The following is an 11769-nucleotide window of genomic DNA, read 5'->3' as shown; positions in this document are numbered from 1 at the left end:
GATTTGTGAATAACTCTAGACCAACATAGCACAGTGCAGCAGGAGATTTGGGGCAGAAAGGCGGTTTCCCGCCTTAGAGAAAACAGATTATTTGACTAATCGCACGCCACGACGGTGATTGCCAACCCACCGCGCGAGGTTTCGCGGTACTTGGCATTCATGTCTTTGCCGGTTTCGTACATGGTTTCAATGACTTTATCGAGGCAGACGCGAGGCTCGCTGGTGCGGCGTAACGCCATGCGCGACGCATTCACCGCCTTCACGGCTGAGATGGCATTGCGCTCGATGCACGGCACTTGTACCTGCCCGGCCAGTGGATCGCAGGTCAAACCGAGATGGTGTTCCATGGCGATTTCCGCCGCCATAAATACCTGCGCCGTGCTGCCGCCCAGCAGTTCGGTAAGCCCGGCAGCCGCCATTGAACAGGCCACGCCGACTTCCCCCTGACACCCCACTTCGGCACCCGAGATAGAGGCGTTCATTTTGAACAGAATGCCGACCGCGCCAGCGGCTAAGAAAAAGCGGCTGTAAGAGTCCGGGCTGACGGGGCGAATAAACTGATCGTAGTAAGTCAGCACGGCGGGAATAATGCCGCAGGCGCCGTTGGTTGGCGCAGTCACCACGCGGCCACCGGCGGCGTTCTCTTCATTTACCGCCATGGCGTACATGTTTATCCAGTCGACGACGCCCATCGGGTCTACATTATTCTTGTCCTGCGTCACCAGTATTCGGCGCAAAGCGGCGGCGCGGCGGTTAATTTTCATCGGCCCCGGTAGCAGACCTTCGGTATGAATTCCGCGAGTAATGCCCTCACTCATCACATCCCAGATAGCCGCGAAGTGCTCGGCAATCTCGGCCTTGCTGTGCCCGGCCAGCTCGTTTTGCATCATCACGCCGGATAATGACAGGCCGGTGTTATTGCAGTGCTGCTGCAAATCATGCGCGGAGTTGAACGGGAATGGCATGGTAACCGCGCTCTCTTCCTGCATACCAAAACGACTGGCTTCGACGATAAACCCGCCGCCAATCGAGTAATAGGTTTGGCTATAAAGCAGCTGCTCGCCGTCGAAGGCGCTCAGGGTCATGCCATTTTCATGCAGAGGCAGATTGGTGGAATGGAAGTTCATGCCGCCCTCAAGAGGGAACTCCACCTCTTTGGCACCATTGGCCAGCATCAGCTTGCCCGTGCTTTCGACATCACGGATAAAATCGGGGATCGCATCGATATTTACGCTGTCGGGTAAATTACCGGCAAGTCCCATGATTATGGCTAAATCCGTGTGGTGGCCTTTACCGGTTAAAGATAAAGAACCATAAACATCCACCACGACGCGAGAAGTATTATTAATATGGCCGAGGGCGATAAGCTCATCGCTAAATATTTTCCCGGCTTTCATTGGCCCGACGGTGTGAGAACTCGAAGGTCCAATACCAATTTTGAAAATATCGAAGATGCTAATCACGTTAGACTCCATGGCAATAAAATGTCAGAAAAATCAGGAAGGAAGGTTTTTAGTATTTGAAATAGAGGGGCAGAGTATTTCCGCCCCTTCTTTATTATTAATTTAGAGATTAACCCAGAAGAGTATAAACAATCGCAGACATAGCAATTAAGCCCATAATAACCACGAACACGTTACTAATATGGCCACTGTATTTTCTCATTGCCGGGACTTTGCGAATCGCATACATCGGCATCAGGAATAACAGCATTGCAATGATTGGCCCGCCGATATTTTCAATCATACCCAAAATGCTTGGGTTTAATGTTGCCACAGCCCAAGTGGTTAACAGCATGAAAATAGCGGTGTAGCGGTTCAGTGTCGGCAGAGAGATATTTTTACCTTTGCTGCGCAGTGACTTAATCACCATGCCGTTAAAGCCTTCACGAGCACCTAAATAGTGGCCGAGGAAAGATTTAGTGATCGCGATAAAGGCAATAAATGGCGCGATATATTCAATCAGTGGGTTTGAGAAGTGGTTAGCCAGATAAGACAAAATAGAGATGTTCTGGGTTTTCGCTTCCATCAGGTCAGCCGGAGAGAGGCTGAGCACGCAGCTGAACACGAAGAACATCACGGTCAGCACCATCATGATGTGGCTGTAAGCCAGGATGCGCGAACACTTCTTCTCAGCGCCTTCGCCATACTCTTTACGCTTCGCCACCGCGAAAGAAGAGATGATCGGCGAGTGGTTGAAGGAGAACACCATCACCGGAATGACCAGCCACAGGGTCATCAGCATGCCGCTGCCCACGCCATTGCCGGACATTGAGACGTTTTCAAATACCGAAGTATTCCAGTTCGGGATGAGATAAAACGCCAGCGCCATCAGCACGGCAACAAAAGGGAACACCAGAATACTCATCGCTTTAACGATTAAGTCCTGCCCAAAATGAACGATTGCCATCAGGCCAAGAATCAATATCAGAGACAGTAATGCACGCGGCGGAGCCGTCCAGTGCATCTGATGAGTAATAAAGCTTTCGACCGTATTGGTTATCGCCACGCTATAAACCAACAAGATAGGATAAATAGCAAAGAAATATAAAAGAGTAATTAACTTACCGGCTGAAATACCAAAATGCTCTTCAACAACTTCAGTAATATCTTCACCGGCGTTTTTACCTGATAATACAAAACGCGTCAGGCCTCGGTGAGCAAAAAAGGTCATTGGGAAAGCCAGCACAACCATAATAAGCAGCGGAATTAAACCACCAATCCCGGCATTAATAGGTAAGAACAGAACGCCTGCACCAATTGCTGTACCATACAGACCCAGCATCCACATGGTATCGGTTTTACGCCAGGTACTGGTTGAGACATTTACCTGCGTATCAATATGTGTATTGTCCATAATCCCTCGGTATAAAAAACAATCTGTCATTTATAATTGATTTTTTTACTACGTGTTAATACCACCAGCGCGCCGTTAAAAAACCAATGAATCGTTTAAAACATATCATTAATGGCGGGATGATACCTATCAGCAGCATAAAAAGCTGTCATTTCGCTCTGCTTTGAGATCAAAGTCACGATTAATAGCTGGTACTCGATAATAAGTCTTAAAAAACACCTTTTATTAACATAATTGCTCTTCGGATGATCCCAATTTAGGACATTCAGTAACAAATTATATTTCTAGCCCCCGCCTGATGCCTGCACGTTATTTGCGCAGATCGCACAAAAATAAAACCAGTTGATGATTATTTTGGCAATTTTGTTATTGGGGTGATTTAGAGGATGTGAATAGTTACGGTTTAAAACTAATTGTAGTGTAGATACTTCCTTTATCTATAGCACGATAAATAATCATGCGTAGGTCATGCGCGGTAGTCAGATTGATCACCGCGCTTTGAGAACCATAGGTAAACAGGTTTGCCTACAAAAAGTAGCTGAAGGGCTAAATGGCCTTCTTATTATTGATAGCAATCATCACCTTCAGTTCTTCAATACTGAGCGTCCGGTCTTTCTTACGGTGGATTATGCTATGGCAATTGGCACAGACCGGTACTAGATCCGTCTTGGGATCGACCCTTTTCGATTTACCAAACAGTGAGACAGGCAATACGTGATGTATGTGGATAAAGTCCTGCCCGTATTCTCCATAAAATTCGCCAAAATTGAACCCACAGGCAAAACAGGTTGTGCCATGGAGTGCTTTAGCTTGTTGTTTTAGCTTAGGATTCCTTTCATATACAGTTACGTACTTCGATGACTTTTTCCCCTCTTCATAAGAGACAAGGGATTCTTCATCCTTTTCGTTCTCCTTTTCATCCTGTTTGGGAAATGCATCATTTAATGAAAGAGGCGCAGAGGTGATCGCATTAAGAACAATATTATCGAAAACGCTTTTAGAGATCTTACGAACACTTACACGCCAATAATTAGATTTTTTAGATTCCGGAATTTCTTCAAGATAATTGCCATCATTTTTTGCCAGTACGGCTTCCCCGAACGCTTGGAAATCACTAAGCGTTGCGATCAAATGCCCTGCTTTATCAGGCTGAACATCAACGATTCGGCCAATACCGAAGTAATGTGGACTCTTAGATAAACGTTGGCCTTCAAAAGCCTTATTCTCAGGTTTTAATCTGCCTTTATAGTAGACAAACTGCATACCTGGTTTTATCGATTTACTGTATTGCTTAGGAAAATGATAACGTTCGCCCGTTTTATCGTCCCACTGTGAAACATCATTTTCAGTCAGTACAACATACTGTTCTTCATCAGACATTTACCGATACCCGTTATTGAAATCACTAACGAGAAGTATAAAGCGACAGGGAATGCATACAATCCTTGAGACAATATTTCATACTGCCTATAAGCAACAAAAAAGCCAGCACCTCTCGGCACTGGCTTTGGCTGTTTACGCGGCGTATTGCCGGGCAGGACAGAGATTAGAAGTCGTAGAACACGGTGACCCAAGTAGAGTCAGGAACTTCGTTGTTGGTTGAGGTTGCCAGAGTACGTTCTACGTACACAGACAGGCCGTGGCCAATAACGGTGCCCGCACCGAAGTACACGTTGTTCTGATGGTAATCTTCGTCGCCTTTCAATTGCAGGGAATCCGCTGCAACGTATGGCTGGATAGATTTCAGGAACGGCTGGTCGATGTTGAAGGTGTAACCAACGAACCCTTCTACGCCGTAACCACTGCCCGCGAAGTAACGGTCAACAGACTGTTCATGCGTGCTTGGTACGAAGTTTTTGTAGTAGCTCGCAGTACCGACGATATACCAGTTGTTCGGCTGCCAAGTTAAAGCAGTACCGGAGATTTCCTGATGGTAATCTTTTTCGTTTTCTGGCGTTTCTTTAATAGTGGCATTGTTGGCACTATATGCAGCGCTGAAGACTAAATCTTTGGTGATTTTATAATCTGCACCAATACCTGCGCCGTTATTACGACGATAATCTAAATTGCCACCGGCAGTGGTTTGATCTTCAGGTAATAAGTAGTTGGCATATAAAGTCACTGGGCCGAAATCATTAGTATATTTCAGGCTATTCTTCGGTTTATTAGCACCGTCGAAATCACCATTTACACCAATACCGGTTGCGCCTGCGTGACCATCGTTATCCCATACGTCACTTTTAATACCAACGACGGAATAATAGATGCCGTACTGGTGGCCGTAAGTGAAAGTACCGTAACGGTCATCTTTAATACCCGCGTACAACTGGCGTTGCTTGTCGCGACGGCCATCTTCGTTGTAGTGGTCATCCCAGCTCAGCGCGTGTGCCAGGTCTACACCTAACTCGTAATAACCAATGATTGAGGTATCTTGGCTCAGGGCATAATCAGTGCTGAAACGGAAACGCGTACCGCCGTCGTGACCATTTTTATAATAACCTGGCTCTGGGCCGTTATTAAAAATCCACTCTGGACGAATACTACCGCCAACCTTAACGCTTAATGGCGCGAGCAAAGCATCGCTTTGCTTATTCTTTTCTAAAACGGTGATCTCAGCTTGTGCGCTGGCAGATAATACCGACAGAACGACGCCGCCAATAATCATTGGCTTAATAAATTTGCTCATAAATTACCCTGTCTGATCAATTTCTATTGTTATGTGTTTGCTGTGGTTTTGCGCCACGAACAAATAATTAACATAGGTGATGAGGGTCACAAAGAACAAAATGAGAAAGTTCCCAATGGGATTTCTTTAAAATTAGATCATTAATTAAGCAGCAATGTATGCAGTTGTTAGCTTATGAAACATTGAATACTTTACTGCTCATTTTGATTTCAAATTGCGGGATATACACTCAATACGGGCAGGCTTTTTAGACTGTGTCGACATATTTGATAACAAATCACTCTGTAACAGAGCACGTCTGAACAAAACAATTTTCACGATTAAGAGACGGTAATTTACGTATTATGTTTAATCTTTAATCAACTGCTGATGAAAGAGTCTATTTGCTTCTTACTCTATTAAGGAAAGCAGCGTAACTCAGGCCTAAGTTAGCGCGAATAGATGACAGAAAATCGATTGTCGTGAAGTAAATCGCGTCAGTATTTCCTTCACATGCTTCTGGTTACAGCTTCTATTAGCCTTTCTCCCCCACCAGCCCGGTGACAAAATCCAGCAGTGCGCGGGTTTTAGCGGGGGCGTGGTGGCGTGACGGGTAGTAGGCGTAGAGCGGGAAACGCTGATCTGGCCAGTCGGGGAACAGCGGGATTAGCTGATTGGAGGCAATGTAGGTGTCGGCCCCCAGTTCCAGCAGCTGGGCAATGCCCAGCCCGGCCAGACACATGCTGTAGACCGTGCCGGAATCATTGACGGTCAGCGAGCCGTGCGGCTTGACGCTGATTTTCTTGCGCCCGCGGTGAAAGTCCCAAGGAAATGGCCTGCCGGTTATCGGCTCGCGGAAGAAGATGCAGCGATGCTGATCGGTGGCGAGTTCGTTGGGGTCCTGCGGCATACCGAATCGCTCAATATATGCCGGAGATGCCACGGCGAATACCCGCGTGTCGAGTATTTTGCGGGCAACCAATGAAGATGAAACCGGATGGCCGAAACGCAGCGCCACGTCGAAGCCGTCGGCAATCAAATCCCCTAAGTCTTCCCGGCTGTGCAGCTCAATATCCAACTCGGGGTGGCTGTCGATAAAAGGCCCCAGACGCGGGCCGAGCACCAACCGCGCAAACAGCGGATCGACATTGATACGCAGCCGCCCTCTGACTGTGCGCGCATTACCCGCCGCGTTGCTGGTCGCCTCGGACAGTTCGGCAATCAGCGGCATCACCTGCTCGTAGAACTCACGCCCTTCGTCGGTCAGCCGGACGGATCGCGTGGTGCGCTCGAAAACCCGAATACCCAGCCGTTTCTCCAGCCGCGCCACCGCCCTGCTTACGCCAGACTGCGACATATCCAGCATTTCGGCGGCCGCGCCAAAACTCTTGGTGTCCACCACGGCGGCCATGACATCGACCCCTTCCAGCAATTGAGAATTGAATACGCTCATTCGTGACTCCGACGCATAAATCATATGCTTTTCATGCTATCGCAATTACTCGGCAAAAATCTCAGAATTTCTCCAACGCAGAGACATCCCCTTCTGTCCCACCCGCAACACGTGTGTTAATCAACATCTCTATGAGGAGTGATTCTTGAACTCAAACGTTTCACAATCCGGCGCTATGGTCGATGCGACCGGCGCAAAAACCAATGTCGCCGAGCTTTCCAAGGTGCGCCGCGCTATTGCCGTTCTGGCACTGAGCCTCGGCTGTTTCTCTTTCGTCAGCACCGAGCTGATGCCCGTCGGCGTTCTGCCTTCGATGGCGGCAGGCCTTAATGTCTCGCTGGGCGCGGCGGGTTATCTGGTGACCTGCTTCGCGTTTCTGGTGGCGCTGACCGCCACGCCGCTGACCAGCCTGTTTGGTCATATTAATAGAAAGGCATTGATGGCGGCGCTGCTGGCGGTGTGCTGCGTCGGCAACTTGGTCACCTATGTCGCACCTAACTACGCCATTGTGCTGGTTGGCCGCGTGATGGTGGCGGCGGCGATTGGCGTGTTCTGGTCAACGGCGGTGGTCACGGCGGTGCATCTGGTTTCGGCGCGCAACGCTATTCGCGCCACGTCTATTGTCTTTGGCGGCGTGTCTCTGGCGACGGTTCTTGGCGTGCCTGCCGGAACCATTTTGGGAGAGCACGAGGGCTGGCGCGCGGTGTTCGCCGCCCTCGCGGTGCTGAGTCTGCTGGTGTTCGTGGCTATCGCCTGGTCCGTTCCGGCAGTGCGTATTACGAATGCTTCTATTGGCGGCGCGATGTCCCGCGTCCTAAAAAGTGGGCGATTGATGGCTATTTTTGTCACCACCGCGTTTATCGTGATGGGCAACTTTTTGGCTTACACCTATATCGCGCCCTATCTGGAACAGATTGCCCATCAGACGGCCAGCCAGACCAGCGTCATGCTGCTTATCTATGGCGGCGCGGGGGTTATCAGCAACTTCGCCATCGGGCCGTTTGCCGCTCGTTCGCTGCGCGGCTGCTTGATCACCATTACCCTGATGCTCGCCATCAGTCTGATTATCATGAATACCGCGGCAGTCAGTTATCACTCCATGGTAGTGGCTTTCGCGATTTGGGGAGCAGCCTATGGTGCGCTGCCGGTGTTGCTGCAAACCAGCGTCTTTAAACACGCTTCAGTAATAGAAGGTGGCGCTGATGCGGCAACCTCAATCAATGTCGCAGTATTTAATGCCGGAATTGGTCTAGGCGCGCTGATTGGCGGACTTATCATCAACCACGCCGGGCCGCACATTATTCCTGCGGCATCGGCCGGATTTGTTATCCTCGGGCTGATAGTGATTCTCGTTACGGGGGAACGCAGAGCGCGCTAGGCATCACGCGAATTTCCTAGGCCGTGGGTTAATTTCCCGCGGCCTTTTTTTTATGGCGAAAATAACAAAATAGTCTTTAATTCTATAGATATAACGAATGGCTTAATCGCCCATTCATTCCCACTTCAAATACCTTCTTGCTGATTAATTCCCCAAAATGTGAAGGGAGTCATAACGGTTGGTCAAGGAGAGACAATTTTATCAGCAGATGAATTATCGTCCGTCGAGCTTGCTGGATTATACTGACTGCAAGCAGAGACAATCAGGACGAATCATTCTGCCCTGTTATTTCTCAGAAAAACGAGGATTACGTTATGGAAAAGAAAGTCATTTATTTGTTCTGTTCGGCGGGTATGTCCACTTCATTGCTGGTCAATAAAATGAACGCTGTCGCTGAAAAACACGAAGTTCCAGTCATTATCCAAGCCTTCTCCGAGTCACTGGCGGCAGAAAAAGGCGGTGAAGCGGATTTAGTCTTGCTCGGCCCGCAAATCGCTTACAAGTTAGATGAGATCAGAAGATTACTACCGGGTAAAACTGTCGAAGTGATTGATTCAATCCACTACGGCAAGGTTGATGGGTTAAAAGTTCTACAATCAGCAGTCGCTTTAATTAAAGCATCAAGTCAGCAATCTGTGAGTCATTAATTAATTTTTAATTTTGCATTACTTTAAAGTCAAAGAGTCAGCAGTCAAAGAGCGAATTTCATACCCTGGCCGTCTAAAAGGCGGCATTAAAGGAAAATAAAAAATGAGTAAAGCCATTGATTCACTTGAAAAGGTGCTTCTACCTTTTGCTGTAAGAATAGGTAGACAGCCCCATATTAACGCTATTAAAAATGGTTTCATCCGATTAATGCCGCTGACCCTCGCAGGGGCGATGTTCGTTTTAATTAATAACGTATTTTTGAGTTTCGGCGAGGGTTCTTTCTTTTATTCTCTCGGCATTCGTTTAGACGCTTCCACTATTGAGACGCTGGCCAGTTTAAAAACCATTGGTGCCAACGTTTATAACGGGACATTAGGGATAATGTCGCTCATGGCGCCGTTCTTTATCGGGATGGCATTAGCCGAAGAGCGCAAAGTGGATCCTTTGGCCGCCGGCCTGCTCTCCGTGGCAGCCTTTATGACCGTTACCCCTTATAGCGTGGGCGAAGCTTACGCCGTCGGGGCCAACTGGCTAGGTGGCGCGAACATTATTTCCGGCATGGTGATCGGCTTAGTCGTCGCCGAGATGTTTACCTTTGTTATCCGCCGCAACTGGGTTATCACCCTGCCAGACAGCGTACCGACCTCCGTCTCCCGCTCCTTCTCCGCACTGATCCCGGGCTTCATTATCCTGTGTATCTTCGGGGTTATCTCTTGGCTGCTGGGGCTGTACGGCAACAACTTCCACCAGATCATTATGGATTCCATCTCCAAACCTCTGGCATCGATGGGAAGCGTGGTGGGCTGGGCTTACGTGATTTTCAACTCCCTGTTGTGGTTCTTTGGTGTTCACGGCTCCCTCGCGTTAACCGCGCTGGACAGCGGCATCATGACCCCGTGGGCGCTGGAGAACATCGCCATTTACAACCAGTATGGTTCAGTACAAGCCGCACTGGATGCAGGACAGACCTTCCACTTCTGGGCAAAACCAATGCTCGACTCCTACATCCTGCTAGGTGGTTCTGGGGCAACGCTTGGCCTGATCATCGCCATCTTTATCGCATCACGTCGTGCAGACCACCGTCAGGTCGCCAAACTGGCACTGCCATCTGGCATCTTCCAGATTAACGAACCTATCCTGTTCGGTCTGCCGATTATCATGAACCCGGTGATGTTTATCCCGTTCGTTCTGGTGCAACCGATTCTGGCCATTATCACGCTGACGGCGTACACCATGGGGATTATCCCGCCGGTGACCAACCTCGCGCCGTGGACCATGCCTACCGGGCTGGGGGCCTTCTTCAACAGTAACGGCAGCATTGCGGCGCTGTTAGTCGCCCTGTTCAACCTCGGTATTGCCACGCTGGTCTACATGCCATTCGTCATCTTGTCGAACAAGGCGCAGGCGATTATCGAAGAAGAAGAGAGCGAAGAAGACATTGCTGCATCACTAAAATTCTAATCTAGGGCAAGCTGGGGAGAGGAGATTCTCCCCAGTATCCAACGAGTTAACTCAGGGAGATAACCATGTTTGATTTAGACAATATCGAAGACAGTGAAGAAGAGTTAGACAGTCTGGAAGAAGTGGTGATGGGCCTCATCATCAACTCCGGGCAGGCGCGCAGTCTGGCTTATGAAGCACTGAAGGTCGCTAAACAAGGCGATTTCACCAAGGCTTGGGAGCTGATGGCCAAGTCGCGCGAGTCACTGCATGAAGCCCATCTGGTGCAGACCAAGCTGATTGAAGGCGACGCCGGTGAAGGTAAAACCAAGGTTAGTCTGGTGCTGGTTCACGCCCAAGACCACCTGATGACCTCCATGTTGGCCCGCGAGTTAGTGACAGAGATCATTGAGCTTCACGAGAAAATAAAATAGCGTTAGGGGTCATCATGCAGCCACAGTTACTGAGTATGGACATTAAGACAGCACGCGAAGATCAACTATTCGACGGTCAAAATTTCCACATGTTTATCTACAACAAGGTAGAGAGCATCTCAGGGCTGCACGAACACGACTACTACGAGTTCACCATCGTGCTCACTGGCCGCTACTACCAGCAGATCAACGGCAAGCAAGTACTGCTCGAGCGTGGCGATTTCGCCTTTATCCCGCTGGGCTCCAACCATCAGAGTTTCTATGAGTTTGGCCCAACCCGGATATTAAACGTCGGCATCAGTAAAGCCTTCTTCGAACAGCACTATTTGGACTTGCTGCCGACCTGCTTCGTGGCCTCGCAGGTGTATAAAATTAAGAGTGAGTTTCTTAACTTTATCGAGTCGATGGTGGCGTCTCTCAACTTCAAAAACGGCGAGTTTAACGAGTTTCTTGAGATGGTGACCTTCTACGCCATCAACCGTATTCGTCATCATCGCGAGTCTGATATCGCGCCTGACGTGCCGGTGTGGCTCAAAGAGACCATTGAGAAGATGCACGATAAAACCCAGTTCGGCGATAAAGCTTTGTCGACCATGGTGCAGCACTCGGGAAAATCGCAGGAGTATTTAACGCGCGCCACTCAGCGCCATTATGGCAAAACGCCAATGCAGATTATTAATGAGATCCGCGTTGATTTCGCCAAAAAACAATTAGAGATAACTAATTATTCTATTACTGATATTGCATATGATTCGGGATATAGCAGCCCTAGCATGTTCATTAAGAACTTTAAAAAAATAACCACCTTTACGCCAAAGCATTATCGCAAGGAGTTATTTAATAATAGCTGACTGTATATGAATTAATGCGGACTCAATAATAGTCTTCACTCATT

10 protein-coding genes are annotated in these 11769 nt (G+C 48.7%); 5 read left to right on the top strand and 5 right to left on the bottom strand.

Features of this window, described 5'->3' with window-relative positions; genetic code table 11:
• Positions 1–95: 95 nt before the first annotated feature.
• The 5 genes from GEAM_RS00850 to GEAM_RS00830 form a co-directional block, all read right to left on the bottom strand.
• On the bottom strand, positions 96–1463 hold the full coding sequence (locus tag GEAM_RS00850) for an L-serine ammonia-lyase (RefSeq protein WP_034786918.1): 1368 nt from the start codon (positions 1461–1463) through the stop codon (positions 96–98).
• 109 nt (positions 1464–1572) lie between these two features.
• On the bottom strand, positions 1573–2856 hold the full coding sequence (locus tag GEAM_RS00845; RefSeq protein WP_034786915.1) for an HAAAP family serine/threonine permease: 1284 nt from the start codon (positions 2854–2856) through the stop codon (positions 1573–1575).
• 546 nt (positions 2857–3402) lie between these two features.
• Positions 3403–4236 (bottom strand): HNH endonuclease, encoded by an 834-nt coding sequence (locus GEAM_RS00840; protein ID WP_034786912.1) that lies wholly within the window; start codon positions 4234–4236, stop codon positions 3403–3405.
• A gap of 166 nt (positions 4237–4402) precedes the next feature.
• Positions 4403–5542, bottom strand: a complete 1140-nt coding sequence (locus GEAM_RS00835; RefSeq protein WP_034786909.1) for a porin — start codon at positions 5540–5542, stop codon at positions 4403–4405.
• Positions 5543–6056: 514 nt separating this feature from the next.
• On the bottom strand, positions 6057–6974 hold the full coding sequence (locus GEAM_RS00830) for a LysR family transcriptional regulator (RefSeq protein WP_034786907.1): 918 nt from the start codon (positions 6972–6974) through the stop codon (positions 6057–6059).
• Positions 6975–7119: 145 nt separating this feature from the next.
• On the opposite strand from GEAM_RS00830, the gene GEAM_RS00825 reads away from it, so the two are divergent.
• The 5 genes from GEAM_RS00825 to chbR all read left to right on the top strand — a co-directional run bounded on the left by GEAM_RS00825 (position 7120) and on the right by chbR (position 11725).
• The gene (locus GEAM_RS00825) at positions 7120–8352 is read left to right on the top strand and encodes an MFS transporter (RefSeq protein WP_244956633.1); all 1233 of its coding nucleotides are present in this window, start codon (positions 7120–7122) and stop codon (positions 8350–8352) included.
• A 314-nt stretch (positions 8353–8666) separates the two neighbouring features.
• Positions 8667–8999 (top strand): PTS sugar transporter subunit IIB, encoded by a 333-nt coding sequence (locus GEAM_RS00820; RefSeq protein ID WP_034786905.1) that lies wholly within the window; start codon positions 8667–8669, stop codon positions 8997–8999.
• Positions 9000–9102: 103 nt separating this feature from the next.
• Positions 9103–10461 carry a PTS N,N'-diacetylchitobiose transporter subunit IIC gene (chbC, locus tag GEAM_RS00815; RefSeq protein ID WP_034786902.1) on the top strand — a complete coding sequence of 453 codons (1359 nt, stop codon included), beginning with the start codon at positions 9103–9105 and terminating at the stop codon, positions 10459–10461.
• A gap of 65 nt (positions 10462–10526) precedes the next feature.
• On the top strand, positions 10527–10874 hold the full coding sequence (gene chbA, locus GEAM_RS00810; protein WP_034786899.1) for a PTS N,N'-diacetylchitobiose transporter subunit IIA: 348 nt from the start codon (positions 10527–10529) through the stop codon (positions 10872–10874).
• A gap of 14 nt (positions 10875–10888) precedes the next feature.
• Positions 10889–11725: a transcriptional regulator ChbR gene (gene chbR, locus GEAM_RS00805; protein ID WP_100938123.1), complete on the top strand. Its 837-nt coding sequence runs from the start codon at positions 10889–10891 to the stop codon at positions 11723–11725.
• Positions 11726–11769 lie beyond the last annotated feature (44 nt).

The organism is Ewingella americana ATCC 33852 (genome assembly GCF_000735345.1).
Taxonomy (GTDB): domain Bacteria; phylum Pseudomonadota; class Gammaproteobacteria; order Enterobacterales; family Enterobacteriaceae; genus Ewingella; species Ewingella americana.
Note: the sequence above shows the minus strand (reverse complement) of the source record. Positions and strands in the feature narration are given on the sequence as shown.

Excerpts from the sequence above, each read along its gene's own strand:
- GEAM_RS00845 (WP_034786915.1), bottom strand. The coding sequence starts at position 2,856 with ATGGACAATACACATATTGATACGCAGGTAAATGTCTCAACCAGTACC.
- GEAM_RS00840 (WP_034786912.1), bottom strand. The coding sequence starts at position 4,236 with ATGTCTGATGAAGAACAGTATGTTGTACTGACTGAAAATGATGTTTCA.
- GEAM_RS00835 (WP_034786909.1), bottom strand. The coding sequence starts at position 5,542 with ATGAGCAAATTTATTAAGCCAATGATTATTGGCGGCGTCGTTCTGTCG.
- GEAM_RS00830 (WP_034786907.1), bottom strand. The coding sequence starts at position 6,974 with ATGAGCGTATTCAATTCTCAATTGCTGGAAGGGGTCGATGTCATGGCC.
- GEAM_RS00820 (WP_034786905.1), top strand. The coding sequence starts at position 8,667 with ATGGAAAAGAAAGTCATTTATTTGTTCTGTTCGGCGGGTATGTCCACT.
- chbC (WP_034786902.1), top strand. The coding sequence starts at position 9,103 with ATGAGTAAAGCCATTGATTCACTTGAAAAGGTGCTTCTACCTTTTGCT.
- chbA (WP_034786899.1), top strand. The coding sequence starts at position 10,527 with ATGTTTGATTTAGACAATATCGAAGACAGTGAAGAAGAGTTAGACAGT.
- chbR (WP_100938123.1), top strand. The coding sequence starts at position 10,889 with ATGCAGCCACAGTTACTGAGTATGGACATTAAGACAGCACGCGAAGAT.